Annotated in this window: 19 protein-coding genes; 8 read left to right on the top strand and 11 right to left on the bottom strand. The window is 71.5% G+C overall.

Going from position 1 to position 26,324, the window contains the following annotated elements:
• The first annotated feature begins 158 nt into the window (after positions 1-158).
• The 5 genes from ACFYQ6_RS14285 to ACFYQ6_RS14265 all read left to right on the top strand — a co-directional run bounded on the left by ACFYQ6_RS14285 (position 159) and on the right by ACFYQ6_RS14265 (position 8,733).
• A complete protein-coding gene (locus ACFYQ6_RS14285) occupies positions 159-1,835 on the top strand; it encodes a stealth family protein (RefSeq protein WP_388763098.1) in 1,677 nt (558 codons plus the stop codon).
• A 15-nt stretch (positions 1,836-1,850) separates the two neighbouring features.
• Positions 1,851-3,461, top strand: coding sequence for a sugar phosphotransferase (locus tag ACFYQ6_RS14280; RefSeq protein ID WP_388763097.1), 1,611 nt, complete (start codon positions 1,851-1,853; stop codon positions 3,459-3,461).
• A 92-nt stretch (positions 3,462-3,553) separates the two neighbouring features.
• Complete coding sequence (locus tag ACFYQ6_RS14275; RefSeq protein ID WP_361583824.1) at positions 3,554-5,221, top strand: stealth family protein; 1,668 nt, start codon at positions 3,554-3,556, stop codon at positions 5,219-5,221.
• Positions 5,218-7,314 (top strand): glycosyltransferase family 4 protein, encoded by a 2,097-nt coding sequence (locus ACFYQ6_RS14270; protein ID WP_388763095.1) that lies wholly within the window; start codon positions 5,218-5,220, stop codon positions 7,312-7,314. Before ACFYQ6_RS14275 ends, ACFYQ6_RS14270 begins: the two co-directional genes overlap by 4 nt.
• A gap of 21 nt (positions 7,315-7,335) precedes the next feature.
• Entirely contained in the window at positions 7,336-8,733 is a 1,398-nt protein-coding gene (locus ACFYQ6_RS14265; protein WP_361583829.1) for a GDSL-type esterase/lipase family protein, read from the top strand.
• A gap of 143 nt (positions 8,734-8,876) precedes the next feature.
• Here the strand turns inward: ACFYQ6_RS14265 and ACFYQ6_RS14260 are convergent, their stop codons facing one another.
• From ACFYQ6_RS14260 to ACFYQ6_RS14240, 5 genes are all read right to left on the bottom strand, one after another.
• Positions 8,877-11,006 carry a 3-hydroxyacyl-CoA dehydrogenase NAD-binding domain-containing protein gene (locus ACFYQ6_RS14260; RefSeq protein ID WP_388763093.1) on the bottom strand — a complete coding sequence of 710 codons (2,130 nt, stop codon included), beginning with the start codon at positions 11,004-11,006 and terminating at the stop codon, positions 8,877-8,879.
• On the bottom strand, positions 11,003-12,223 hold the full coding sequence (locus ACFYQ6_RS14255) for a thiolase family protein (RefSeq protein ID WP_388763092.1): 1,221 nt from the start codon (positions 12,221-12,223) through the stop codon (positions 11,003-11,005). The genes ACFYQ6_RS14260 and ACFYQ6_RS14255 overlap by 4 nt, the downstream gene beginning before the upstream one ends.
• Positions 12,224-12,491: 268 nt before the next feature.
• Entirely contained in the window at positions 12,492-13,766 is a 1,275-nt protein-coding gene (locus ACFYQ6_RS14250) for an HRDC domain-containing protein (RefSeq protein WP_361583838.1), read from the bottom strand.
• Between the two features lie 117 nt (positions 13,767-13,883).
• Entirely contained in the window at positions 13,884-14,546 is a 663-nt protein-coding gene (locus ACFYQ6_RS14245; protein WP_033300087.1) for a response regulator transcription factor, read from the bottom strand.
• Positions 14,547-14,764: 218 nt separating this feature from the next.
• On the bottom strand, positions 14,765-15,424 hold the full coding sequence (locus ACFYQ6_RS14240; protein ID WP_361583841.1) for a DUF3000 domain-containing protein: 660 nt from the start codon (positions 15,422-15,424) through the stop codon (positions 14,765-14,767).
• A 92-nt stretch (positions 15,425-15,516) separates the two neighbouring features.
• On the opposite strand from ACFYQ6_RS14240, the gene hemE reads away from it, so the two are divergent.
• Positions 15,517-16,626 carry a uroporphyrinogen decarboxylase gene (gene hemE, locus ACFYQ6_RS14235; protein WP_388763090.1) on the top strand — a complete coding sequence of 370 codons (1,110 nt, stop codon included), beginning with the start codon at positions 15,517-15,519 and terminating at the stop codon, positions 16,624-16,626.
• Here hemE and ACFYQ6_RS14230 read toward each other — a convergent pair whose 3' ends face one another.
• Together ACFYQ6_RS14230 and ACFYQ6_RS14225 are read right to left on the bottom strand one after the other, a co-directional pair.
• Entirely contained in the window at positions 16,627-18,015 is a 1,389-nt protein-coding gene (locus ACFYQ6_RS14230; protein WP_388763088.1) for an FAD-dependent oxidoreductase, read from the bottom strand. It abuts the gene before it with no gap.
• Positions 18,016-18,065: 50 nt separating this feature from the next.
• Positions 18,066-19,076: a DUF4349 domain-containing protein gene (locus tag ACFYQ6_RS14225; protein ID WP_388763087.1), complete on the bottom strand. Its 1,011-nt coding sequence runs from the start codon at positions 19,074-19,076 to the stop codon at positions 18,066-18,068.
• Positions 19,077-19,204: 128 nt separating this feature from the next.
• Here ACFYQ6_RS14225 and hemG point away from each other — a divergent pair, with 128 nt between their 5' ends.
• A complete protein-coding gene (gene hemG / locus ACFYQ6_RS14220) occupies positions 19,205-20,692 on the top strand; it encodes a protoporphyrinogen oxidase (RefSeq protein ID WP_361583850.1) in 1,488 nt (495 codons plus the stop codon).
• Positions 20,693-20,696: 4 nt separating this feature from the next.
• Positions 20,697-21,410 (top strand): hydrogen peroxide-dependent heme synthase, encoded by a 714-nt coding sequence (gene hemQ, locus ACFYQ6_RS14215; protein ID WP_277331306.1) that lies wholly within the window; start codon positions 20,697-20,699, stop codon positions 21,408-21,410.
• Between the two features lie 277 nt (positions 21,411-21,687).
• On the opposite strand, the gene ACFYQ6_RS14210 is transcribed toward hemQ, so the two are convergent.
• The 4 genes from ACFYQ6_RS14210 to ACFYQ6_RS14195 all read right to left on the bottom strand — a co-directional run bounded on the left by ACFYQ6_RS14210 (position 21,688) and on the right by ACFYQ6_RS14195 (position 26,234).
• Positions 21,688-22,464, bottom strand: coding sequence for a TIGR04222 domain-containing membrane protein (locus ACFYQ6_RS14210; RefSeq protein WP_361583853.1), 777 nt, complete (start codon positions 22,462-22,464; stop codon positions 21,688-21,690).
• Between the two features lie 219 nt (positions 22,465-22,683).
• On the bottom strand, positions 22,684-23,688 hold the full coding sequence (locus ACFYQ6_RS14205) for a TIGR04222 domain-containing membrane protein (RefSeq protein WP_388763085.1): 1,005 nt from the start codon (positions 23,686-23,688) through the stop codon (positions 22,684-22,686).
• A 5-nt stretch (positions 23,689-23,693) separates the two neighbouring features.
• Positions 23,694-24,986 (bottom strand): DUF692 domain-containing protein, encoded by a 1,293-nt coding sequence (locus ACFYQ6_RS14200; RefSeq protein ID WP_388763083.1) that lies wholly within the window; start codon positions 24,984-24,986, stop codon positions 23,694-23,696.
• A gap of 498 nt (positions 24,987-25,484) precedes the next feature.
• A complete protein-coding gene (locus ACFYQ6_RS14195) occupies positions 25,485-26,234 on the bottom strand; it encodes a DUF4142 domain-containing protein (RefSeq protein ID WP_388763422.1) in 750 nt (249 codons plus the stop codon).
• Between the last annotated feature and the right edge of the window lie 90 nt (positions 26,235-26,324).

The following is a 26,324-nucleotide window of genomic DNA, read 5'->3' as shown; positions in this document are numbered from 1 at the left end:
CTACAACTGATGAAGATGTGATCGCTCTGTGAAAGTTGAAAGTTCTTTCAGTCGCCATCAATGACTACTTGTGGCAGACGAAGCCCGCAGAGTAGCGGCATCCACGGGGGATCCGCGAAGGCTCTGCTGGTCGTCGGCCGCAGGCAGATCAAGGAGTGATGGCGCGTGCTTCGGCGATGGTCCGGCCCCGGTGGGGGGTGGCGGGGGTGACGATCATTCCCGGACCCGCTGTGCGGCCTGTCGCCGGCACGGTCCCCGGCCTCGCGCGGACCCCTCTCGCGACCGCGCCCTCGCCCGCTCCGCAGCCGAGCGCGCCCGGCGGTGCGAGGGACGACGTCTACGTCGAGCCGGGACTCACTCCCCTCGGCGCCCGGGAGGCCAATCGCTCCGCCGTCGCCGACCTGCTCCAGTCCGCAGGGGTGTCCTTCTTCGCCGTGCGCGGAACCTCCGACCACGGGACCGTCGTCGCGGTCGCCGAGGAGGACAGGGAGGCCGTCCTCGGCGCCCTCTTCAGAGGCATGGGGCAGTACGCCGGCCATCTGAGTGTCATCGACGCCGGCCAGGCCGCGCCCGTCGCCCCGCGTTCGTCCCGGGACCCCAAGGCCTGGCGGGGTGTCCGTACGGCGTCCGCCGTGCAGGTCAGCTGGTACCGCACCGACCCCGGCAGGCACCTGCTGATGGGCCACGAGTACGGCTGCACGGTGGAGTTCTGGCGGTGGCACGGGACACATCTCGTCGCTCCCCGGGCCAACCGTGTCACCTGGGCCGTGTCGGGTGAGGGCGGCAACGTCCTCGGAGCCCCGCGTCTGTTCAGCCGTTTCGTGTCCGACCACACGTCGCGCCGCGACGCGCCCCCGCTCGCCACGCGTCCCGAGTTCCTGGTCAGTTGTGTCGAGGACATCGCCTTCCCGGTCGATGCCGTCTACACGTGGGTGGACGGGAACGATCCCGCCTGGCAGCAGCGCAAGGCATCGGCGAAGGGTGAGGTCTATCACGCCGAGTCCGCGAGCGACGCCCGCTTCATCAGCCGCGACGAGCTGCGCTACTCGGTCCGCTCGCTCCACATGTTCGCCCCCTGGGTGCGCACCATCTACATCGTCACCGACGACCAGGTCCCGGCATGGCTCCGCGAGGACGTACCCGGCATCCGGGTGGTGAGCCACCGGGAGATCTTCCGGAACCCCGCCGACCTGCCGACGTTCAACTCGCACTCGATCGAGAGCCAGCTGCATCACATCGAGGGGTTGTCCGAGCACTTCCTGTACTTCAACGACGACATGTTCATCGGCCGCCCGGTGGCGCCGCACGCCTTCTTCACACCGAGCGGCACAGCCCGTTACTTCCCCTCGCGCAACCGGATACCGCAGGGGCCCGTCGTCGAGACCGACACCCCCGTCGACGCTGCCTGCAAGAACAACCGCGCGCTTCTGAAGGAACGCTTCGGCAGGGTGATCACCCAGCCCATGGAGCACATCCCCTACGCGCTGCGCCGCAGCGCGATGGAGGAGGCCGAACGCGACTTCCCCCAGGCGTGGTCCCGTACGGCGGCCAGTCGCTTCCGGGCCATGACGGACCTGTCCACCACGTCGTCGTTCGGGCTGTACTACGCGGCGCTGACCGGCCGGGCGCAGCCCGGCACCATGCCGTTCACCTACCTCCAGCTGGCGGTCCCCGACCTGGCGGACCGGCTGCAGCGGCTCCTCGACGGCCGGAGCCAGGACTCCTTCTGCCTGAACGACGCGTTCTCCACGCCCGAGGACATCGAGGCGCAGCAGGAACTGCTCGACGGATTCCTCAACGCCTACTTCCCTGTCACCAGTCCCTACGAGCGATGAATCGGGGTTCATGACATGACCGATTCGAGTTCGGCCGCAAGGGTCTACAAGCGCATCGTCCCCCAGCCGGTGCGTGCCGTCGCGGGCAGCCGGGTACCGCCCAAGGTCCGGCGCAAGGTCAAGGGCGGCCTCGTGCGCACCCTGAACCGCCGTGAGGCGCGCCTGCACCGACGCGCCCTCCGGCTGGTCAGGAAGGGGGACTTCGCGAGCGCGTCCGAACGCAGGACGCGCACTCCGGACGGTCGTGTCGGGCATGTGCACCAGGGCCTGACCGTCGACCTGGCGCGCCGCCTCGACCACGATCTGGTGACCTCGGCCCTGGACGCCGCAGACATTCCCTGGTTCGCGGTGCCCGCACTCGACGACCGGCGTATCTGCCTCGCCGTCGAACAGCAGGACAAGGGGCAGGTCCGCAGGGTCCTGCGCGCACTGCTCGAGGAGCACACCGGCTACGTCGTGTCGGCGTCCCCCGTCAACAACGAGACCCGCACGGTCCCGGGCAGCCACCTCAAGGCGTGGAAGAACTACGGCAGGGCCAAGGCCATCCGCATCACCTGGCTGCGCACCGAACCCACCGAGAACCTGTGGGTGGGCGAGGACCAGGGCATCGAGATCGAGTTCTGGACGGTCAACACCGATCTGCCGCACGAGCGTCTCGTGGGGCCCCGGCCCAACCGTGTCCAGCGCGTCGTCTCCAGGGACGCCGTGGGCATCGAGATCGGCTTCGACCGGCTGTCCGGCTACAGCGACATCGACGGTGACATGGACCCGTCGGTCACCCTCGAACAGTTCGACATCCCCCGCCTCGAAGAGATCTCCTTCCCCGTCGACGCCGTGCTGCTGTGGCAGCATCCGGGAGCCTGGGGCGAGGAACTGCTCAGGGCGTCGCTGCGGTCCCTCCACCAGTACGCCCCGTGGGTCGACGTCGTCCACGTGGTGGCCCGGGAACCGGTTCCCGCGTGGCTGAAGGGCGATGACGGCAGGCTCGCCGTGGTCCCGGACCGGCACGGGGCCGAGGGCCATCTCCACCTGCTCCCCGACATCGCGGAGCACTTCCTGGTGTTCCGCCCCGGGGCGCTGCTCGGACGCCCCACACGTCCGTTCGACTACTTCACACCGACCGGCACGACCCGCCCCCGGCGCGGGCTGTGGACGGCCGAAGAGTCCTTCGCACCCTGGACGGCGCAGGCGTACTCGGCGACCGGCCGGGCCGTGACGCAGTCCTTCGCCCCAGGACCCCAGCCGTACACCTGCTCGGTCCTCAGCCGCCTCGCGGAGAGCGGGGCGGTGGCGGAGGCCCCGGCCGACGGGCAGGTGCACCCCAAGCTCCCCGGCGCCCACCCGGCCGACGGGCTGGTCCACCACTTCGCGTACGCCCACGGGCTCGCCGATCCGTCGGGCGGGACGACGGCCGTCGTGCACGCGGCGCTGCCCGACATCGCTCGCCGCCTGGAGCGACTGCTCGTGCGCCGCGACCTGCAGCAACTTCACTTCTTCGGGCTCGGGAGCGACGAAGCTCTCCGCCGTGGCGGCAGTGAGGCGGTCGTCGACTTCCTGCACCGCTACTTCCCCGTGGCGAGTCCGTTCGAGCACGGCCATCCAGAGGACCCGGAAACGTACACGTGAGCACAAGTAATCCGGAGGCTTCCGCTGTCGTCGGGGTGTACCGCACGTTCGTTCCTCGCTCCCTGAGACGACGCGTCGCCCGACGCGTTCCCATGCGCCTGCGCACCGGTCTCAAGGGGCTGCTGCGGCGCCTCCACATCCTCACCCTGGCCGCGCGCTTCGTCCGGGGACGCCGGGCGCGCCGTCGCTGGCCACACCTCTTCCGCACCTCGGAAAGCCTCGCCGTGCTCTCCGGGCGGGGAGGGATGATCGCACTCGTGCGGTCCACCGCGTCCCCGCTCGGTCTGCGGGAGGCCAACCTGGAGCTGATCGTCTCGCTCCTCGACGAAGAGGGCATCGACTACTTCGCCGTCCGGGGCAGCTCCGACTTCAGATCCGTGCTCGGCGTGTCGGAGGCGGACCGGCAGCGGGTCGTCGCCGCCCTGGCGACGACCCGGCGCACCGCCCCGGTGTACGTCTCCGCCCTCGCCGGGGAGCGGCTTGCCGGGAGAACGGCCCTCTGCGGCTCCGCCCGGGCCCGTCGCACCGGCAGCCGGGCACGTGTGCTGCGCACCGGCATGGTGTGGGCCGATCCCGGCAACTCCCTGGTGCTCGGCCTCCGTTACGGCTGCGACATCGAGTTCTGGCGCCCCGAGGACGGCCGGCTCGTCGCACCCCGGCCGAACCGCGTCACCGAGGACGTCGCCCTGGACGAGCCGCGGGTCGAGGTCCCCGTCAGCCGGCTGACCGGGTTCGCCGCCCTGCACACCCGCCGCACCCGCTCGGTGCGCACCATCGAGGCCTGCGCCGACGTGCTTCCCGAGGACGTGCGCTTCCCCGTCGACGTCGTCTACACCTGGGTGGACGGATCGGCCCCGGAATGGCAGCGGCGCCGCGCCCAGTTCGGCGACGGCGGCTACCACACCGAGTCGGCGAACGCGGCCCGCTACATCAGCCGTGACGAACTCCGCTACTCCCTCCGGGCGCTGGAGCAGAACGCGCCTTGGGTACGCCACGTCTACCTCGTCACCGACCGGCAGCGGCCCGACTGGCTCAGCCTGCGCAGTTCCCGTCTCACGGTGGTCGACCACACGGAGATATTCCAGGACCAGGCCGCCCTGCCGACCTACAACTCGCACGCCATCGAGAGCCAGCTGCACCACATCGACGGCCTGTCCGAGCACTTCCTGTACTTCAACGACGACATGTTCCTGGGCTGCCCGACCACGCCCAAGGACTTCTTCCTGTCCAACGGGATGACCCGCACCTTCTTCTCCCCCTCACAGGTCCCCAGGTGGGGCCTCACCGTCGGGGACCGGCCGGTCGACGCCGCCGGGAAGAACAACCGGAAGATCATCCTCGACAACTTCGGCTCCGCCATCGTGCAGAAGCTCCGGCACGCGCCGTACGCCCTTCGGCGCAGCGTGCTCTACGAGATGGAGAAGGAGTTCGCCGAAGCCCACCACAGCACCTCGCACAGCAGGTTCCGCAGCGCGACCGACATCTCCATCCCGTCCTCGCTCTACCACTACTACGCGTACTTCACAGGACGAGCCGTGCCTTCCGACATCAGCTTCGCCTACCTCGATCTGGCGAAGCCCGAGATCGCCAGAAGGCTGGGCATCCTGCTGGCCCGGCGTGACCGGCAGGCGTTCTGCATCAACGACACGGTCTCCGACACCTTCGAGGTGAACAGGCAGACCGTCATGCTCAACACCTTCCTGGAGTCCTACTTCCCGGTGCCGAGCCCGTTCGAGCAGAGGGAACGTGAGGTCCGGTGAAGATCTCGTTCCTGATCAACAACATCTACGGCATCGGCGGCACCAACCGTACGGTGATCAATCTCGCCGAGGCGCTGGCGGTCCGGCACGAGGTCGAGATCGTCTCCGTCTTCCGGCGGACCACCGCGACCAAGTTCGAGATCTCCCCGCGCATCACCGTACGGGCCCTGGTGGACCTCCGCTCCGGGTCGGCGGACGTGAAGGCCACGGGCAGCGACGAGCCCAGCGAGGTCGTCCCGCGCCAGGAGGAGTTCTACGCCCAGTACAGCAAGTTCACCGACACCAGGATCATCCAGGACCTCAGCCGGACCGGCGCGGACGTGGTGGTGGGCACCAGGCCCAGCCTGAACCTGTTCGTGGCGCGGTACACCCGCGACTCGGCCCTGCGCGTCGCGCAGGAGCACATGACCCACCTGGCGATCCCGCCGGCCGTCCGGGCCGAGATGGCCCGTGTCTACCCGCGCCTCGACGCCGTCACGACCGTCACCGAGGCCGACGCCCGCTCGTTCGTGGAGAACACGCCGGTCCCGGGCATCCCCGTCATCGGCATCCCCAACAGCGTGCCGCGCCCCGTGGTCGAGCCCGCCGACGGCTCCCACAAGGTGATCGTGAGTGCCGGCCGTATGCACCGCGTCAAGCGCTACGACCTGCTGATCCGTGCCTTCGGCATGCTCGCCGACGAGTTCCCCGACTGGCAGCTGCGGATCTACGGCGACGGAGGCGAGTCGGCCGAACTGCGGGCGCTCGCCACCGAACTCGGGCTCGCCGGCCGAGCACTGCTCATGGGCGGTTTCTCGCCCATCGAGTCCGAGTGGGCCAAGGGATCGATCGCGGCCGTCACCTCCAGCGCCGAGTCCTTCGGCATGACGCTGGTGGAGGCCATGCGCTGCGGGCTGCCCGTCGTCTCCACCGACTGCCCCGTGGGGCCGCGGGAGATCCTGCGCCACGGCGAGGACGGCCTGCTGGTGAGGACCGAGGACGCGGAAGCCGTCGCGCAGGGACTGCGTACGCTGATGGCCGACGACGCGCTCCGCCGCGCCATGGGTGCGGCCGCCCTGCGCAACTCCGCGCGCTACGACCCCGAGGCGGTGGCGGCACGGTACGTCGAGCTGTTCGAGGATGCGGCACGCCGCCGCGCCGCGTCGGACCGCGGCTACCGGGTCCCCGCCACGGACACGCGCACCGTCGCCGCGCCGCCGACAGTGCCGCCCGTCTCCATCGCCGCCGCCACCGTGGACGTCGCGGCCGACGACGCGGGGTGGCTGAGGTTCTCCGCCGTCGGACCGCAGGACGGAAAGCACCGCTGGCAGTTCGTCCTCCGGCACAACCCGTCCGACGGGAAGCGGCTGCCGGACATGCCCCTGCGCACCACCCGCAAACCCCTCGGTAACGGAGGCACGCGCTACACGGCCGCGCTGACCCCCTCGGCACTGGACGACCTCGGCGACGGCAGGTGGCGGGTCACCATGTCCAACGCCAAGTCGGTCAACGTCCACATGAAGGCCGGGATCCGCGACACGCGGAAGCTGATCGGGGCACGGGCGGCCGTACTGGCCGACTCCGGCCCGGCTCCCGTCGGGTGGAACCTCCCCTACGCACAGCCGAACGGCAAGCTGATGCTCCGCACCGTCCTGCGGCAGGACCACGTCGAGTCGACCGCCGTCGACGTCGACGAGCACGGGATCACGCTGACCGGTGTCCTGTGCGGTGCGAGCCGGATCGAGCCCGGAGCGCTCCTCGTGGTCAGCAGACGGGGGCACCACCCGGCCAACTTCACCGTGCCCGTCAGCGTGCTCGGGGACAACACCTTCCGCGCCGAGGTGCCGGTCAGGAAGGTGGTGGACCACCGCCTCGACCGCTGGGAGGACTGGGACTGGTGGCTCCAGCCCTCTCCGGACAACTGGCGCAAGTTCAGGGTGTGTCACCTCCTGGAGGACTTCCCCGACGTCAAGGGTGCGTTCGTGTACCCGGCCGTACCGGTCGTGGGGGACGAGACGTCGGACTTCGTGTGCGTGCACCCCGCCAAGCCCGTCCGGGTGCGCCCGTACTGCTCCGCGTCAGGGGCCATGGCCATGAACGTCGTCGACCGCTAGAACTCCTTGAATGGGGATAAAATGAACCGCACAATATTTGTCCTCGGGGATTCCGTTCCGGCGCCGCGTACGGACGAGGAGGCCCCCATGGCCGGCTGGGGGCAGAAGATCCAGGAACTGCTCGTCGGCCCGATCGAGGTCGCGAACTACGCGCGCAGCGCGATGACCACGCGCAAGTACTACACCGAGCGGTTCGCGGGGCTGCTCAACCGGATGAAGCCGGGGGACATCGTCCTCCTCGGGTTCGGCGGTGTGGACCACATGATCCACAACGGGATGCGCTACGTCCCGGTGCCGGAGTACCAGGAGCTCCTCGGGCTCTTCACCGAGTACATCCGGAGCGAGGGCGGAGTGCCGGTCATGGTCACTCCCACGGCGCGCTACGCCTTCTCCGCGACCGGCGAGGTGAAGAACACCCGGGGCGAGTACCCGCGCGCCATGGCGGAGACCGCCGCCGCGATCGGCGTCCCCCTGATCGACCTCACCGGCATCACGATGAGCCTGTGGTCGAGGATCGGCCCGACCCGGCTGCGCCAGTACTTCTGCTGGGTCGACGCCGGCGAGCACCCCCTGCACCCGGACGGCAACATCGACTCCAGCCATCTGAACCACCCCGGGGCCTACGAGGTCGCCCGGCTGGTCGTCGCCGGCCTGGTCGAGCGGTCCGTCCTGACCCGGGCCGACGTGGACATCGCGGCGCTCATGGAGCCCGAGGGGCTGCCCCCGGTCTCCCACGAGTTCACGGTCCAGTCGCCCGAATCGGCCCTCGGCTACGGCGTGCGCACCGGCGGGGCACCGACCTTCGCCCGCCCGGTCGCGGGCGCCACCGTGGGCCCCATGACCAAGTTCTCCGGCACGGCCGCACCCGGGACGGACTACCTGCTGTTCTTCGAACAGGGGCAGTACATCGGCGGAACCGGCGTGGGCGCGGCGGGCCAGTGGCTGTGGCGCCGGGCGGTCGAGTGGACGCCGGGGGAGCACGTCATCCAGTGCGTCGGTCTCAGGGCCGACGGGTGCTCACCGACGGCCGAGCAGCACTTCCAGGTGATCTCCGGAGTGGCGCCCGCCGTCATCACCGCGCCGAAGGAGGACAAGTTCGCGGGACCGAAGGTGCGCTTCGCGGGCCGTACCCAGCCGGGCGCCACCAAGGTCGTGCTGATGGAGAACGGACGGCTGATCGGTGCGACGGCCGTCGACGAGAAGGGCGAGTGGCACTTCACCCACGCCCACCGCTGGCGGGCGGGCCACCACGCCGTGGACGTCATCGCGCTGTTCGGCGCGCAGGAGTCCGCGCCCTCGACCGTACGGTTCAAGGTCGTCGGCATCCCGGAGAACAGCAGCATCCGCACGGCGGGGAGTTCCCGCGAGGACGAGTGCGGCGAGACGTGCAACCACAGGCCGTTCACCGGTACCTGGTGACGGGCGGGACAGGAGATGGGCCGGCCGGGGTCGCCCCCGGCCGGCCCTTCGTCTGTTTCCGTACCCTTCCTGCGCCGGTACGGAAAACACGAACGGGCCGTACGGAAATGATCCCGTACGGCCCGCCCATGGAGAAACGCGAGTTACGCCGGAACGCTCGCCACGCCCCGCGCCAGGAACGGCTTGCCGTTGACCCGCTCGGAGACGCCCTCGCGGTCCAGGTACGGCGTGATGCCGCCCAGGTGGAAGGGCCAGCCCGCGCCGGTGATCAGGCAGAGGTCGATGTCCTGCGGCTCGGCCACGACGCCCTCGGCCAGCATCAGGCCGATCTCCTGCGCCACCGCGTCCAGGACGCGGTCACGGACCTGCTCCTCGGTCAGGACGCTGTCGCCCTGCTTGAGGAGCGCGGCCACCTCGGGGTCGAGGACCGGCGCACCGGAGTCGTAGACGTAGAAGCCGCGCTTGCCGGCCTTGACGACCGCCGCGAGGTTCTCGGAGACCGTGAAGCGGTCGGGGAAGGCGCGGTTCAGGGTCTCGGAGACGTGCAGACCGATCGCCGGGCCGACGAGCTCCAGCAGCACCAGCGGGGACATCGGCAGGCCGAGCGGCTCGATGGCCTTCTCCGCCGTCTCGACCGGGGTGCCCTCGTCGATGATGTTCTGGATCTCGCCCATGAAGCGGGTGAGGATGCGGTTGACGACGAATGCCGGGGCGTCCTTCACCAGCACCGCGGTCTTCTTCAGCTTGCGGGCGACACCGAAGGCCGTGGCCAGCGAGGCGTCGTCGGTCTGCTCGCCGCGGACGATCTCCAGGAGGGGGAGGATCGCGACCGGGTTGAAGAAGTGGAAGCCGACGACCCGCTCGGGGTGCTTCAGCTTCGACGCCATCTCGGTGACCGAGAGGGACGAGGTGTTCGTGGCGAGGATCGCGTGCGCCGGGGCGACCGCCTCGACCTCCGCGAACACCTTCTGCTTGACGCCGATCTCCTCGAAGACGGCCTCGATGATGAAGTCGGCGTCGGAGAAGCCCTCCGCCTTGTCCAGCACACCGGAGACCAGGGCCTTGAGGCGGTTGGCCTTGTCCTGGTTGATGCGGCCCTTGCCGAGCAGCTTCTCGATCTCGGCGTGGACGTAGCCCACACCCTTGTCGACGCGCTCCTGGTCGATGTCGGTGAGGACGACCGGGACCTCGAGGCGGCGCAGGAAGAGCAGGGCGAGCTGGCTGGCCATCAGGCCGGCGCCCACCACGCCCACCTTGGTGACCGGGCGGGCCAGGGACTTGTCCGGGGCACCGGCCGGGCGCTTGGCGCGCTTCTGGACCAGGTTGAAGGAGTAGATGCCCGAGCGCAGCTCGCCACCCATGATCAGGTCGGCGAGGGCCTGGTCCTCGGCGTCGAAGCCGGCGGACAGGTCGCCGGACTTCGCCGCGGCGATGATCTCCAGCGCGCGGTAGGCGGCCGGGGCGGCGCCGTGCACCTTGGAGTCGGCGACGGCCTTGCCGCGGGCGACGGCCTGGTCCCAGGCGTCACCGCGGTCGACCTCGGGACGCTCGACCGCGATCTCGCCCTTGAGGACGGAGGCGGTCCAGATCAGCGACTGCTCCAGGAAGTCCGCGCCCTCGAAGATCGCGTCGGCGATCCCGAGCTCGAAGACCTGCTTGCCCTTGAGCTGGCGGTTCTGGTTCAGCGAGTTCTCGATGATCACCGAGACGGCGCGGTCAGCGCCGATCAGGTTGGGGAGCAGCGCGCAGCCGCCCCAGCCGGGGACCAGACCGAGGAAGACCTCGGGCAGCGAGAACGCCGGCAGCGCGGAGGAGACGGTGCGGTACGAGCAGTGCAGACCGATCTCGACGCCACCGCCCATCGCCGCGCCGTTGTAGTACGCGAACGTCGGGACCGCGAGGCCGGAGAGGCGGCGGAAGACGTCGTGGCCGCCCTTGCCGATGGCCAGCGCGTCCTTGTGCTCCTTGAGGAGCTCGACGCCCTTGAGGTCCGCGCCGACCGCGAAGATGAACGGCTTGCCGGTCACACCGACACCGGTGATCGAACCTTCGGCCGCCTCCTTCTCGACCTGGTCGATGGCGGCGTTCAGGTTCGCCAGCGACTGCGGGCCGATGGTGGTCGGCTTGGTGTGGTCGAAGCCGTTGTCCAGCGTGATGAGCGCGAAGCGCCCCGCGCCGCCGGGAAGGTCGAGGTGGCGTACGTGCGCCTGCGTGACGACCTCGCCGGGGAACAGCTCGGCCGCACCCTTCAGAAGCTCAGTGGTGGAGCTCACTTGCTGCCTCCGTTGAAGTTCGGGTTCTCCCAGACGACCGTCGCGCCCATGCCGAAGCCGACGCACATGGTCGTCAGGCCGTAGCGGACCTCCGGCTGCTCCTCGAACTGGCGGGCCAGCTGAGTCATCAGGCGGACGCCGGAGGAGGCGAGCGGGTGGCCGTACGCGATCGCGCCGCCGTACTGGTTGACGCGCGCGTCGTCGTCGGCGATGCCGTAGTGCTCCAGGAAGGCGAGCACCTGCACGGCGAAGGCCTCGTTGATCTCGAAGAGACCGATGTCCTCGATGGAGAGACCGGCCTTGGCCAGCGCCTTCTCCGTCGCCGGGATCGGGCCGTAGCCCATGACCTCCGGCTCGACACCCGCGAAGGCGTACGACACCAGGCGCATCTTGACCGGGAGGCCCAGCTCGCGGGCGGTCTCCTCGGACGCGAGCAGCGAGGCGGTGGCGCCGTCGTTGAGGCCCGCGGCGTTACCGGCCGTGACGCGGCCGTGGGCGCGGAACGGGGTCTTCAGGCCGGCCAGCGACTCCAGCGTGGTGCCCGGGCGCATCGGCTCGTCGGCGGTGACCAGGCCCCAGCCCGTCTCGCCCGCCTCGGCGTTGGTGCGGCGCACGGAGACCGGCACCAGGTCCTGCTGGATCTTGCCGTTGGCGTACGCCTTCGCGGCCTTCTCCTGCGAGCGGACCGCGTACTCGTCGGCGCGCTGCTTGGTGATCGAGGGGTACCTGTCGTGCAGGTTTTCTGCGGTCATGCCCATGAACAGGGCGGACTCGTCGACCAGCTTCTCCGACACGAGACGCGGGTTCGGGTCCACGCTCTCGCCCATCGGGTGGCGGCCCATGTGCTCGACACCACCGGCGATGACCACGTCGTACGCGCCGAAGGCGATGGAGCCGGCCGTCGAGGTGACGGCCGTCAGGGCGCCCGCGCACATGCGGTCGATGGAGTAACCGGGTACCGACTGCGGCAGCCCGGCCAGGATTCCGGCGGTGCGCCCGAGGGTCAGGCCCTGGTCGCCGATCTGCGTGGTCGCGGCGATGGCGACCTCGTCGATCTTGGCGGGGTCCAGATCCGGGTTGCGGCGCAGCAGCTCCCGGATGGCCTTCACGACGAGATCGTCGGCGCGGGTCTCGTGGTAGATGCCCTTCGGGCCCGCTTTGCCGAACGGGGTGCGGACGCCGTCGACGAAGACGACGTCCCGGATGGTACGAGGCACGGTGGCTCTCCTCCAGGGTGCGGGATGGCACTGCTGCGGGGCGCACGCATCGGCGCGCCGCCACCCACATGCTACTTGCGGGTAACCAGACTGCCCACCCCCCACCACCGGAGCGGCGAACGTCACACGGGACGAGCCGCCACCGGTGCCCGGGAGTGGACGGTAACTGGCGCGAATTCGATCCTCGCCGACGGGTGGTACGGGGGTACGGCCCCGACACGCGTGTGCCCCCCGCCGGTCCTCCGGCGGGGGGCACACGCGTGCGAGCTCAGGCGCTCTTGTCCAGGGCGTGCAGCAGGAGCGGTCCGACCTGTTCGATCTGCCAGCGGCGCGCGCCGTAACCGGCGAGGGCGGTCTCCACGGCCCCCGGCGTGAGGGTCTTGGGCGGCTCCCAGCAGACCCGGCGCACGGTGTCCGGGGTGATCAGGTTCTCCTGGGGCATGTGCAGCCGCTCCGCGAGCTCCGACACCGAGGCGCGCGCGGCCGACAGGCGGGCTGCGGCGGCCGGGTCCTTGTCCGCCCAGGAGCGGGGCGGCGGCGGGCCGGCCGGCTGCTGACCGGGCTGCGGCAGCTCCGATTCGGGCAGCGCCTTGGCGCGGTCGACGGCCGCCTGCCACTGCTCCAGCTGACGGCGTCCCATGCGGTGGCCGAAGCCGGGCAGCGCGGTGAGGGCCTGTACGTTCGCGGGCAGCGCCAGGGCCGCCTCGATGATGGCGGCGTCGCCCAGCACCTTGCCGGGGGAGACGTCGCGACGCTGCGCCACCTGGTCGCGGGCGTTCCACAGCTCCCGTACGACGGCGATCTGACGGCGGCGGCGCACCTTGTGCATGCCGGAGGTCCGGCGCCACGGGTCCTTGCGCGGGGGAGCGGGCGGCGCCGACGCGATCGCCTCGAACTCCTCCAGGGCCCACTCCAGCTTGCCCTGGCGGTCCAGCTCGGCCTCCAGGGCGTTGCGCAGGTCCACCAGGAGCTCGACGTCGAGGGCGGCGTAGCGCAGCCACGGGTCGGGAAGCGGACGGGTGGACCAGTCGACCGCCGAGTGGCCCTTCTCCAGGGCGTAACCGAGGACGTTCTCCACGATGGCGCCCAGTCCGACGCGCGGGAACCCCGCGAGCCGTCCGGCGAGCTCCGTGTCGAAGAGCGACGTCGGGGTCATGCCTATGTCGCGCAGGCAGGGCAGGTCCTGGGTGGCGGCGTGCAGGATCCACTCACTGCCGGTCAAGGCCTGGCCGAGCCCGGAGAGGTCGGGACAGCCCACCGGGTCGATCAGGGCGCTGCCCGCGCCCTCGCGCCGCAGCTGCACGAGGTAGGCGCGCTGCCCGTAGCGGTAGCCGGAGGCACGCTCGGCGTCGACGGCCACCGGGCCGGTGCCCGCGGCGAAGGCCGCGATCACCCCGGCCAGCGCGTCGTCGGTCGCCACCACCGGAGGGATGCCCTCGCGCGGTTCGAGCAAGGGGATCGGCGCCGGGGCGACGTCGTCCGGGGGAGCGCCCCCGGTGGTTCGCAGTGATGTGTCTTCTGCGGTCTCTTGGGCGTCGGTCACATGCCAAGGGTATCTGTGTATGCGCGTCGCCCGTCGACGGAACGTTCCGCCGACGGGCGGCCATGCGCGTAAACCGGCCGGGTGCGCGTCCGCGCAGGTGCCGGTGGGGTGGGGGCGTCAGTGGATGATGCCCGTACGGAGGGCCACGGCGACCATTCCTGCTCGGTCTCCGGTGCCGAGCTTGCGGGCGATGCGGGCGAGGTGGCTCTTGACGGTGAGCGCGGAGAGGCCCATCGAGACGCCGATGGCCTTGTTGGACTGGCCTTCGGCGACCAGGCGGAGCACCTCCACCTCACGGCCGGAGAGTTCGCGGTAGCCGCCCGGGTGGCTCGGGGAGCCGGGAGGCCTGCGGTGCATGCGGGCGGCGTTGGCGCCGATCGGGGCGACGCCGGGACGGGTGGGGTGGCCGATGTTGGTACGTGTGCCGGTGACGACGTAGCCCTTCACGCCGCCCGCGAGGGCGTTGCGTACCGCGCCGATGTCATCGGCGGCGGAGAGGGCGAGGCCGTTCGGCCAGCCGGCGGCTCGGGTCTCGGACAGCAGGGTCAGCCCGGAACCGTCGGGCAGGTGGACGTCGGCAACGCAGATGTCGCGCGGGTTGCCGACGCGGGGGCGGGCCTCCGCGATGGACGACGCCTCGATGACGTCACGAACACCGAGAGCCCACAGATGGCGGGTGACGGTGGAACGGACGCGCGGGTCGGCCACGACGACCATGGCCGTCGGTTTGTTCGGGCGGTAGGCGACCAGGCTTGCGGGCTGCTCGAGGAGAACGGACACCAGGCCTCCTGGGGAGTGTCGGGACGGGCCGGCTAGGGAGGAAGCCGGGGCGAACCGTGCTTGAAGGGTCATTGACCTCTTCGGCAGCAGGTGCGTCCTCCTTTAGAGGAAGATCACGGATTAGTGAGTAACAATTCGGGCAAATAGGACGCGCGATCGATTGTACGAAAAGAGAGCCGGTCCCTGTGCGACCGGCTCTCCCGAATGATGACGCTGCGTTATGGCGCCTGCGGCCCGCGCCGCTGCGGCAGGGTCACCACCGCCGCGTCCGCGGTGCCCGACGGAGGCAGGCCCGCCAGCTGACAGAGCAGATCGCCCCACGCGGACAGGTGCGCCGCGGTGTCCGGCACCCCGCCGCGCCCCTCGCGCGGCGTCCACGAGGCGCGGATCTCGATCTGCGTGGCGGGACGCCGCGCACCGAGCGCCCCGAAGTAGTGCGAGCCGGCCCGCGTCACGGTGCCGCCGGCCTCTCCGTACGACAGCCCTCTGGCGTCCAGCGCGCCCGTCAGCCAGGTCCAGCACACCTCGGGCAGCAGCGGGTCCGCCGCCATCTCCGGTTCGAGTTCCGCCCGCACGAGGGTCACGAGCCGGAAGGTGCCCTGCCAGGCCTCGTGCCCCGACGGATCGTGCAGGAGCACGAGGCGGCCGTCGGCGAGATCGTCGTCACCGTCGACCACCGCGGCTTCCAGGGCGTACGCGTGCGGGGCGAGCCGTTTCGGCGGGCGCGTCGGCTCGACCTCCAGTTCGGGGCGCAGACGGGCGGAACGCAGCGCGTCGACCGCCGACCGGAACGCGGACGGAACCGTTTCGCCGTCCGCACTCTCCTCGCTGTCAGTGCCATCGGAATGATCGGAATATTGTCCCTGAGCCGGAGCCATGCGGGGAAGAGTAGGCGGAACCGGAGCCCCGTGCAGGGAGGGACACCCATGCGGGGTCCGGCTCGTTGCCGCTCCGTGCGAAGATTCTGTGCGTGAGTGCCAACGACCTTCCCCAAGAGCTCAGCTCCGTCCGATCGGGGGAGGGCCCGTCCTCGGGCCTGCCAGTGACCCCCGCCACCCACGACTCGGCGTTCCTGAAGGCGTGCCGCCGCGAGCCGGTGCCGCACACGCCGGTCTGGTTCATGCGTCAGGCGGGGCGGTCGCTGCCCGAGTACCTGAAGGTCCGTGAGGGCATCGCGATGCTCGACTCCTGCATGATGCCGGAGCTGGTCACCGAGATCACGCTGCAACCCGTGCGCCGCCACAAGGTCGACGCCGCGATCTACTTCAGCGACATCGTCGTGCCCCTCAAGGCCATCGGCATCGACCTCGACATCAAGCCCGGCGTCGGCCCGGTGATCGCCGAGCCGATCCGCACCCGCGCCGATCTGGCCCGCCTGCGCGATCTCACCCCCGAGGACGTCCCGTACGTCACCGAGGCCTTCGGGATGCTCACCGCGGAGCTCGGCGCCACCCCGCTGATCGGCTTCGCCGGTGCGCCGTTCACCCTGGCGAGCTATCTCGTGGAGGGCGGCCCGTCCCGCAACCACGAGCGCACCAAGGCCATGATGTACGGCGAGCCGGAGCTCTGGGCCGATCTGCTCGACCGGCTGGCGGAGATCACCGGCGCCTTCCTGAAGGTTCAGATCGAGGCCGGCGCCTCCGCGGTCCAGCTCTTCGACTCCTGGGTCGGGGCCCTGGCCCCGGCCGACTACCGCCGCTCCGTGATGCCGGCCTCCGCGAAGGTCTTCGACGCCGTCGCCCCGTACGGCGTCCCGCGCATCCACTTCGGCGTCGGCACCGGCGAGCTGCTCGGCCTGATGGGCGAGGCCGGCGCGGACGTGGTCGGCGTGGACTGGCGCGTCCCGATGGACGAGGGTGCCCGCCGGGTCGGTCCCGGCAAGGCACTCCAGGGCAACCTCGACCCGGCGGTGCTCTTCGCGCCGACCGAGGCGGTCGAGGCGAAGACCCGCGAGGTGCTCGAAGCCGCCGCAGGGCTCGAGGGTCACATCTTCAACCTGGGACACGGCGTCCTGCCGTCCACCGACCCGGCGGCCCTGACGCGCCTGGTGGAGTACGTCCACGAGCAGACGGCCCGTTAGTCAGACGTCCTCCCGGAGGCTCGCCCGCACCGCCGAGACGGCCTTGCGGGCGGCCACCAGGACCGGGTCCCACACCGGGGAGAACGGCGGGGCGTATCCGAGGTCGAGCGCGGTCATGGCCTCCACCGTCATCCCGGCGGTGAGTGCCACGGCCGCGACGTCCACGCGCTTCGCCGCCCCCTCACGGCCCACGATCTGCACGCCCAGCAGCCGTCCGGTGCGGTACTCCGCGAGCATCTTCACCGTCATCGGCTTCGCCCCCGGGTAGTAGCCCGCGCGGCCCGTCGACTCGATCGTCGCCGTCACGAAGCGCAGCCCGACCGCCGTCGCGTCCTTCTCGCGCAGTCCGGTCCTCGCGATCTCCAGGTCGCAGACCTTGCTCACCGCCGTACCGACCACGCCCGGGAACGTGCCGTAGCCACCGCCGACGTTGGCGCCGATGATCTGGCCGTGCTTGTTCGCGTGGGTGCCGAGCGCGATGTGCCGGGTGCGTCCGGCGACGAGGTCCAGGACCTCGACGCAGTCCCCGCCCGCCCAGATGGCGTCCTGCCCGACGACCCGCATCGACAGGTCCGTCAGGAGGCCGCCGTGCGGGCCCAGCGGCAGACCCGCCTCGCGGGCCAGGGTGGTCTCCGGCTCGACGCCGATGCCGAGCACCACGATGTCCGCCGGATAGGTCTCCTGCTCCGTGGCCACCGCCGTGACCCGGCCGTCCTCGCCCGTGTCGATCCGGGTGACCGAGGCGCCGTTGACGGTCGTGATGCCCAGCCCGTCCATCGCGTCGTGGACCAGCTGCCCCATGTCCGGATCCAGCGTCGCCATGGGCTGCGCGCCACGGTTGAGCACCGTCACCTCGAAGCCGCGCTTGAGCATCGCCTCGGCCATCTCGACCCCGATGTAACCCGCGCCCACCACGACGGCCCGGCGCCCCGGGGCCCGGTCCAGCGAGTCCAGGAGCGCCTGGCCGTCGTCCAGGGTCTGCACCCCGTGGACGCCCGGGGCGTCGATCCCGGGCAGCGCGGGACGGACGGGCCGGGCGCCCGTGGCGATCACCAGCTTGTCGAACGGTGTCCAGTACGTCTCACCGCTGTCGCGGTCCAGCGCCCGCACCCGCCGCCCGGCGACGTCGATCTCCGTCACCTCCGTGCGGGTGCGCAGATCGATGGAACGGGCCCGGTGCTCCTCGGGCGAACGGGCGATGAGGTCGTCGGGGCCGTCGACGTCGCCGCTCACCCAGTAGGGGATGCCGCAGGCGGAGTACGACGTGAAGTTGCCGCGCTCGAAGGCGACGATGCTCATCTCGCCGGGCCCCTTGAGCCTGCGGGCCTGCGACGCGGCGGACATGCCCGCCGCGTCGCCTCCGACGACCACCAGTCGTTCCGCCGCCATGCCGGGTCCCTTCGCCGCCGTGTGCAGATCGGGGACCAACGCTACGGCGGTTACGGGGCCGGTGTGGCCCGCGGGGTCTGCGAGGGTTCGCCGGACGCGGCCGGCGGGGTCTGCGGCGGCGCCTGGGGCGCCCTGCGGCGCCTGGGCAGGCGGCCGCGCAGCAGCCGCCACAGGACGGCAAGCACGACCGAGGCGGCCAGGAACGGAGCCGTGGTGCCGATGGCGACCGCGATCCACCGGAGCATGGTCAGGAACGCGTCCCACCCCCCGGCCAGGGCGTCCAGGAAGCCCGTGTCCTCGTCCTCGGGGTCCTTGCCCTCCTCGTACGGCTCACTGAGTTCGAGGGTGATCGTCGCCAGCGACGTACGGTCCTTCAGGGACGCCTGCTGGGCGAGCAGGGACTCCAGGTCGGCCTGCCTGGTGCTCAGTTCTCCTTCCAGCGCCACCACGTCGGTGAGCTTGACGGCCTTGTCCATCAGGTCGCGGACCCGGGTGACGCTCGCCCGCTGGGTGGCGATCCGGCTCTCGACGTCGACGACCTCCCCGGTCACGTCCTTCGCGTTCGACGTGCGGGACAGCAGCTTCCCCGACCCCGAGAGGCCGCGCAGCACCTCGTCGTACCGGTCCTGGGGTACGCGCAGGACGAGACGGGAGACGTCGTGCTCCTCGTCGAGCCGTTCGGTGCTCTCGTCCGCGACGAGTCCGCCGGCCCCCTCGGCGGCGGCCCGGGCCGCGGCGACCGCCTTCGGCACGCTCTTCACCTCGACGTCGAGCGTGGCCGTGCGGATGACATGGACCGCGACCGCGGAGTCCGTCTTCCGCGTGGACGAGGAACGGTCGGCCTCCTTGCCCGCGGCCTGGTCGGTGGCTCCCCCCGCGGCGGGAGCCGCCGCCTTCTTGTCGGACGCGGAGTCGAGCCCCTGCGAACCGCCGTCCGAGCCGGCCCCGCACGCACCGGTGCCCAGGAGCACCACGAGCAGGCCGGCGGCGGCCAGCACGCGTGAGCGCCGCGGTCCGGAACGAGTGGATGGATGACTGCCGGTGCGGTGTCCGTAAGGCATGACGTGTCCCCCCGAGGGTCGTTGTCGATGGTGCCGGTTCGACGTAGGAGACCCTTGTGCGGGTTGCCGTCGGGCGGTTTCGAAGTGGTCACGTTCGGGACTCGGTAAGGGTTTGAGAGAGTGGACCCATGCAGCGTCCTCTTCAGCGCGACACCACAGGTCCGGGCCATGCCGTCGTCATCGGCGGTGGCATCGCCGGACTCGCCGCCGCCCACCGGCTGTTGGCCTCCGGCCTCCGCGTCACCGTCCTGGAGGCGACGGAGCGGCTCGGCGGCAAGCTGATGACGGGGGAGATCGCGGGCACCCAGGTCGACCTCGGTGCCGAGTCGATGCTCGCGCGGCGCCCGGAGGCGGTCGGGCTCGCCACCGCCGTGGGCCTCGGCGAGCGGCTCCAGCCGCCGGCGACCGCCACCGCCTCGGTCTGGACCCGCGACGCCCTGCGGCCCATGCCCAAGGGCCACGTGATGGGCGTACCGGGCGACCCCGCGGCGCTCAGCGGCGTGCTCTCGCCCGAGGGCCTGGCCAGGATCGCCGAGGAGCGTGACCTCACGCCGACCGCCGTCGGCGACGACGTCGCGGTGGGTGCGTACGTCGCCGACCGGCTCGGCCGCGAGGTCGTCGACCGGCTGGTGGAGCCCCTGCTCGGCGGGGTGTACGCGGGTGACGCCTACCGGATCTCCATGCGCGCCGCCGTGCCCCAGCTCTTCGAGGCCGTGAAGGAGGGCGGCCCGCTCCTCGACGGCGTGCTCCGCATCCAGGAGCGGGCCGCCGCCCGGCAGCAGACGGGGCCGGTCTTCCAGGGCATCGAGGGAGGCATCGGCACCCTGCCGGGCGCGGTGGCCGACGCCGTACGGGCCGGGGGCGCCGAGATCCTCACCGAGACCCCCGTGCTCGGCCTGACCCGGTCGGCGCGGGGCTGGGACGTGCGCACCGACAGCCGGGTGATCGCCGCCGACGCCGTCGTCCTGGCCACCCCCGCGTGGTCGGCGTCCACGCTGCTCGCCGCCGAGTGCCCGGCAGCCTCCGTCGAGCTGGCCGCCGTCGAGTACGCCTCGATGGCCCTCGTCACCATGGCCTTCCGGCGCTCCGACCTCGCGGGCACCGGAGCCCTCCAGGGGCGCTCCGGCTTCCTCGTGCCCCCGGTGGACGGCCGCACGATCAAGGCCGCCACCTTCTCCACCAACAAGTGGCGGTGGGTCGCCGACTCGGCCCCCGATCTGTTCCTGCTGCGGACCTCGGTCGGCCGCTACGGCGAGGAGGAGCACCTGCACCGCGAGGACGACGAACTCGTCGACGTGTCCCTGGGGGACCTGGCCGCGGCGACCGGTCTGACGGCTCGGCCCGTGGACACCGAGGTCACCCGGTGGATCGGCGGGCTGCCCCAGTACCCCGTCGGACACCTCGGCAGGGTCGCCCGGATCCGTGACGAGGTCGCCAAGCTGCCCGGTCTGCGGGTGTGCGGAGCCGTCTACGACGGGGTCGGGATCCCGGCCTGCGTCGCCAGCGCCCACCGCGCGGCGGACGAGATCGCCGCGGACCTCGAGGGCCACTCCACGGGGGAGATCGACAACACCCCGACCCGGGTTCGGGGCACGCGGAGCGAGGCGGGACAATAGCCGTATGAGTGCGCCAGAAAAGCTTCCGAACGCAGGCAAGAAGGCCAAGGACCTCAACGAGGTCATCCGCTACACCCTGTGGTCCGTCTTCAGGCTGAAGGACGTCCTTCCGCTGGACCGCGCCGGTTACGCCGACGAGGTCCAGGAGCTGTTCGACCAGCTCGCGGCCAAGGACGTCACGGTCCGCGGCACCTACGACGTGTCCGGTCTCCGGGCGGACGCCGATCTGATGATCTGGTGGCACGCGGAGACCTCCGACGAGCTCCAGGAGGCGTACAACCTCTTCCGGCGCACGAAGCTGGGCCGCGCCCTCGAGCCGGTCTGGTCGAACATGGCGCTGCACCGCCCCGCCGAGTTCAACAAGTCGCACGTGCCGGCCTTCCTGGCCGACGAGACCCCGCGGGACTACATCAGCGTGTACCCCTTCGTGCGCAGCTACGACTGGTACCTGCTGCCCGACGAGGACCGCCGCCGCATGCTGGCGGACCACGGGAAGATGGCCCGCGGCTACCCCGACGTGCGCGCCAACACGGTCGCCTCCTTCTCGCTCGGCGACTACGAGTGGGTCCTCGCCTTCGAGGCCGACGAGCTGTACCGCATCGTCGACCTGATGCGTCACCTGCGCGCCTCCGAGGCGCGCCTGCACGTGCGTGAAGAGGTCCCGTTCTACACCGGACGCAGGAAGTCCGTCGCAGACTTGGTGGCCGGACTCGCATAGCCAGCGTTTCCGGTCATCCCGACCCGGAAGATCAGTTGGCGGGCAACGGCGCGTGTGACGCCGCCCGTCGTTCCAGCGACACCGGGTCCGGTACCGGGTACACATCGGCCGAGGGCCGGCGAAGCGCCGCGGCGCGCGGGGGAGTCAGCCATTCCTCCCCGTGGGCCGCTCCATCTCGCCGTCCCAGGCCGATGTGTCCCGGGCCGCACAACTGGACAGCACGCCGCAAGGGCCGCCCTCCGGGGCGGCCCTTGCGGCGTCCTCACGTCCATACGGGTCATCCGCCGGTGCGGGCCCCGCTCAGCAGCGCGGCCCGCAGCGCCGGATCCTGCACGGCGGCCACGCCCCGCACGGCCACCGCGGCCAGCAGGTCGCGGTCCGCGCCGTGCACCGGCGCGGGCAGGGAGTCCAGCCAGCGCTGCCCGGACGGCGAGGCCCACGGGCTGTACGGATGGTTCTCCACCCGGGCGATGGCCAGACAGCCCAGCGTCAGCACCAGCGGCAGCCCGAACCACGCCACCACCGGGCCTGCCCAGTCCGTCTCCTGACCCGGCATCAGCAGGGCCGTGGCGGCCAGGACCACGACCAGCACGGCGGCGCCCCGAACCGCGCGTACGGCCGACTCCAGGCTCGTCCGGGTGCCGTGGGGGACGGCGAGTCCTGCCGCGACGAGGCGGTCGGCGAGGGAGCGCACGGCTTCGGCCGCCGCCGCGGCGGCCCGTATCGGAGCTATCCGGGACTGGCCCTCCGGGCCGATCGCGCGGATCACGGTGCGCTCGACCTCGTCCCGGCCCTCCGGGTCGACCACCGTGGCCCAGCCGGTGTGGGCGAGCAGCAGCCGGCGCCGCAGATGCATGGAGACCAGGGCCAGATCGGCGACCCGGTGCGGGCCGCCGGCCAGGAACGCCGTCTCGTACAGGTTGAGTTCAGGGGCGACGGGCGCCGGTGCGGAGTGCGGCGGCCGCTGGGCCGCACCCGCGGTGACGAGGCACAGCCGGATACAGGTGACGGCGGCGGCGCTCCACGCCACCAGAAGAAGCAGAACCCAGAGCATGGCGGAGTTCTATGCGAAACCGGCAGGGAAGCGCCATGCCTTGTTCACGATATGGACCAATCTCGGTCACGGGCGGTCATCGGTGGCTGAATCCGTATGGATGCCGAATCTGTATGCGTGCGGATCCGGGCGTACGGGGCACCGCCACACGCACCGCACCGCACCGGCCCGCCGGCCCCGACGCCCCGAGACGAGGGGGCGCGGGGCCGCGGCCGGGTCTCAGGAACTGCTGCCGCAGCTCGAACCGCAGCTCGATCCGCAGCTCGAACTGCTCCCGCCCCCACAGCTGGAGCCGCTGCTCCCGCAACTCGACCCCGAACTGCAGGAGGAGCCCGTCCCTGAGTCGCCGCCACCACCGGTGGAACCTCCGCAGCCGCCTCCGCCGGGGCCCACCCCCGCGCACCACATCACCGGCACGAACGTGGCCGCGGAAGCGGACGACGCGGAGGACGAGGAGGAGGGGTGCATGGAGGACCGTTGGCGGGCAGCGGCCGTCAACTGGCCCTGGAGCTCGGGGTCGGGGAGTGCGCCGAGCCCTCGGGTGGCCACCAGGTGGGCCGGGTCGGTCACATGGGCATTGGCCTCCTGGAAGCCGTCGGCTGCCCAGCGCCCCGCCACGGTGAGCCGGGACTTCGCCGCCGACGCGGTGACGAGACCGACGACCGCGCCGGCCACGAGTGCGGGCAGGACCTTCAGGAAGAAGGGGAACGGGATGTCCGAGTAGCCGTCGTGCAGGGCGTACTGCGTGATGGTCAGGGCGATGCTGACGGGGAAGCCCACGATGCACCCGATGCCCAGGACGAGCCCCCAGGTGCGGCGGCTGCGGCTCTCATCGGGTGCGACCAGCAGTCCACGGGCGGCGAGGCCGTCGCCGATCTCCTGTACCGCCGGGTGCCGCATCACGTTCTCCCGGAGGGTGTGCAGCGCGCCGCTCGGGGCCGTGGCCAGCTCCTGGAGCACGGCCCGCTCCACCGCGTCGCGTGCCTCGTCCCGCCGGACCGCGACGACACCGGGCCCGCCGATGGCCAGCCGTCCGTCCATGTACATGCGGGTGAGTGCGGTGTCCACGGCCCTGGCCGGGCCGCCCTTGAGGAAGGCCTCCTCGAAGAGGTCGTGCACCTGAGCGTCGCCGCCGTCCAGCAGGGCGGCGCGGCGCCTCGCGGCGACCAGGAACACCGAGGAGACGGCCACGGCCAGCGTGAATACGAGCGCAAGAGTGTTCATCGCGGTCACTTTCCGAGGAGGGCTGCACGGGCGGCGTGGACCAGGCGGGTTGCCCGGCGCGGGGGGCGGGGGCCGGAGCGCTCCTGCCACCAGCGCGTCAGCCTCCGCCGGGCCGCCTCGTCGGCCGGCCGGCCGGTGATCAGGAGGTGCTCGGCGAACCCGAGCGCGTCGTGGCGGTAGCCCCCGGACATCGGCCGGTTCCTGGCGTACGAGAGGAACGCCTTCCGGTAACCGTCACCGAGGATTTCGGGCAGTTCCGGCGCCACTCTGGCGACGACGTCGGCGCGCTTGGCGGCCAGCGCGCGGCTCTGCACCTCCAGGCGCCGGCGGTCGAAACCCTCCGGTGCGGGAGTGCCGGCCACGAGCGAGGAGAGCAGCGCGGTCTGGGCGACGGCGACCCGGTCGCGGGCCCCCGCTCGCCGGGTGGGCGGCTCCTCCGGCACCTCAGGGCTTCGACGGGGCACCGCCGGAGCGGCTGCCGCCTTCGCCAGCGTGCCGCGGATCGCGGTCAGTTCCCCGGCCAGTTCCCCGGCCGGCGGGAAGTCGTCGTCACGTTCCAGCAGGACCCCCGGCGGGTCGACGCGGGAGCGCAGTTCGCTCAGGACGTCCAGGACGGGCCGGGTCACGGGGTGGGCGTGCGTGTCGTGCCAGACGCCGTCCTTCTCCACGCCGCCCGCCACGTGGACGTAGGCGATGGCCTCCACCGGCAGTTCGTCGAGGGCGGTCGCGGGGTCCTCGCCACGGTTCACGTGGTTGGTGTGCAGATTGGCCACGTCGATCAGCAGCCGTACCCCGGTACGCTCCACCAGTTCCGCGAGGAACTGGCCCTCGGTCAGCTCCTCGTCCGGCCAGGAGACCAGCGCGGCGATGTTCTCCAGGGCCAGCGGCACGGGCAGCGAGTCCTGCGCGATGCGTACGTTCTCGCACAGCACCTCCAGCGCGTCCCAGGTCCGGGGCACCGGCAGCAGATGCCCCGCCTCCAGGGACGGCGAGGCGGTGAGCGGCCCCCCGGCCCGTACGAAGGCGATGTGCTCCGTGACCAGGGGCGCGCCCAGAAGGGCGGCCCGTGCGGCCAGTCCGGCGAGGCGGGCTGGGTCAGGGCGGTCGGCCCCGCCCAGGCCCAGCGCCACACCGTGCGGGACGACGGTGACGCCGCGCTCCCGGAGGCGCTCCAGGGACGCGGGGAGATGGTCCGCGCAGATGTTCTCCGCCACCGCCTCGACCCAGTCGATCCCCGGCAGAGCCTCGACGGCGTCCGCGATCTCCGGCCGCCAGCCGATCCCGACTCCCAGCTTCATGGTGTCTCCTCCCCGTTGTGCAGGGGTCATGGCCCCGCCACGCGGCGGTGAATCCGAAAGGAGGGACGTTCAGAGCTGAATTTGAGGTTCCCGGAGCTGCTCACGGCGCCCGTCATGCGATCGGGACCTCCGCGGCGGGTCGGCCGGTCCCGCATCCGCCTGCGGAACCGGGTGCCGGCCGCTCGGAAGCGGCGCCATCCGGAGGACTGGCCCGACCCCGAGCCGTACGGCCGCGAGGACACCCGGCCGGACCTGTGGCCCCGGGATGACGACTCCTTCCCACTCCCGCCGGAGCTGCGTCCCCGCGACGAGGAACGCGGTCCGGTGTGGATGAGTGACACCCGACTCCGGCCACCGGTCCGTCACGCCTCGCCGACGCGGCGGTGCCCGGAGTCGTCCGGGTGGAACGGACCGGCCCCGGGGGAACCGCCGGTACGTCCGCCGCCGGGACCGCGGCCGAACCCCGTGCTCCGGCCGCCGCCGGAACGGCTGGGGGCGCTACGGCTGGGGCAGCGGGGCCATCGTCGGGGGCACGGGGCGTGACGTGAACGACTGGTCGCCGCTCGGGGTCACCGGCACCGGCACCTGGGGTACGCCGCCGGACGGCGCGGGCGGCCCCGAGGGACTGGCCGTCGAAGCTCCGGCCGCTTCGCGCGCCAGGCCGTCGAAGTCCACGAAACCGGTGCGCTCCAGCACGGTGATGTGGTCCAGCACCGTCTGGTTGGCATCGGAGGCCAGCTGCCTGATCAGTGAGTTGCGTGTGGTGTGCCGGACCTGTGCGATCAGCGCGAACACCTTGCCGTGCGCGGCACGCAGGAGGTTGGCGAACTTCAGCTGGTACTCGTCGCCGCCGGCGGCGGTGAGTTCCCGGAGCCAGCCCTGCTGCTGCTCCGTGGGCTGGTTCGGGAGCTCCACCCCGAGCTTCGAGGCCACGTCCCGGGCCCGCCGGTCCAGGTCCGTGTGGCCCACCACCAGGTGGTCACCGGCGAGCTTCACCGCCTCGCTCGGCGCGCGTTCGATCGCCTGCTGCCCCGCGGGGAGCTCCCACAGTCCGGCCAGCCGCACCTTGACCAGGAAGTCCCGGTCCGTCGCGGAGAGGGGGCCCCACTGGGTGGCCACGCTGGACGCGTTCAGGTTGGCCGCGCCGGTGCCTGAGCGGTCGGCGTAGGACCACACGGGGAAGGCGAGTGCGCCGATCGTGGCCACCAGTGCGGCGATGATGAGGGCCGTTCCGTTGATGCGTCGCAGCAAGATGTCTCCCGGGCCGGTGCGTATCAGCTCGAATCAACCGCCAACTGGACCGGCGTTCCACCTACTTGGCGGTAATGCCGGTGTGGC

It is taken from the genome of Streptomyces sp. NPDC005494, assembly GCF_042872025.1.
Classification (GTDB): domain Bacteria; phylum Actinomycetota; class Actinomycetes; order Streptomycetales; family Streptomycetaceae; genus Streptomyces.
This window is presented reverse-complemented; position numbering and strand designations above follow the sequence as displayed.

Bases quoted from the DNA above. Each gene is read 5' to 3' on its own strand.
- ACFYQ6_RS14285 (WP_388763098.1), top strand. From the start codon at position 159: ATGGCGCGTGCTTCGGCGATGGTCCGGCCCCGGTGGGGGGTGGCGGGG.
- ACFYQ6_RS14200 (WP_388763083.1), bottom strand. From the start codon at position 24,986: ATGAAGCTGGGAGTCGGGATCGGCTGGCGGCCGGAGATCGCGGACGCC.
- ACFYQ6_RS14275 (WP_361583824.1), top strand. From the start codon at position 3,554: ATGCGCCTGCGCACCGGTCTCAAGGGGCTGCTGCGGCGCCTCCACATC.
- ACFYQ6_RS14210 (WP_361583853.1), bottom strand. From the start codon at position 22,464: ATGCTCTGGGTTCTGCTTCTTCTGGTGGCGTGGAGCGCCGCCGCCGTC.
- hemQ (WP_277331306.1), top strand. From the start codon at position 20,697: ATGAGTGCGCCAGAAAAGCTTCCGAACGCAGGCAAGAAGGCCAAGGAC.
- ACFYQ6_RS14230 (WP_388763088.1), bottom strand. From the start codon at position 18,015: ATGGCGGCGGAACGACTGGTGGTCGTCGGAGGCGACGCGGCGGGCATG.
- hemG (WP_361583850.1), top strand. From the start codon at position 19,205: ATGCAGCGTCCTCTTCAGCGCGACACCACAGGTCCGGGCCATGCCGTC.
- ACFYQ6_RS14240 (WP_361583841.1), bottom strand. From the start codon at position 15,424: ATGGCTCCGGCTCAGGGACAATATTCCGATCATTCCGATGGCACTGAC.
- ACFYQ6_RS14225 (WP_388763087.1), bottom strand. From the start codon at position 19,076: ATGCCTTACGGACACCGCACCGGCAGTCATCCATCCACTCGTTCCGGA.
- ACFYQ6_RS14280 (WP_388763097.1), top strand. From the start codon at position 1,851: ATGACCGATTCGAGTTCGGCCGCAAGGGTCTACAAGCGCATCGTCCCC.
- ACFYQ6_RS14205 (WP_388763085.1), bottom strand. From the start codon at position 23,688: ATGAACACTCTTGCGCTCGTATTCACGCTGGCCGTGGCCGTCTCCTCG.
- ACFYQ6_RS14265 (WP_361583829.1), top strand. From the start codon at position 7,336: ATGAACCGCACAATATTTGTCCTCGGGGATTCCGTTCCGGCGCCGCGT.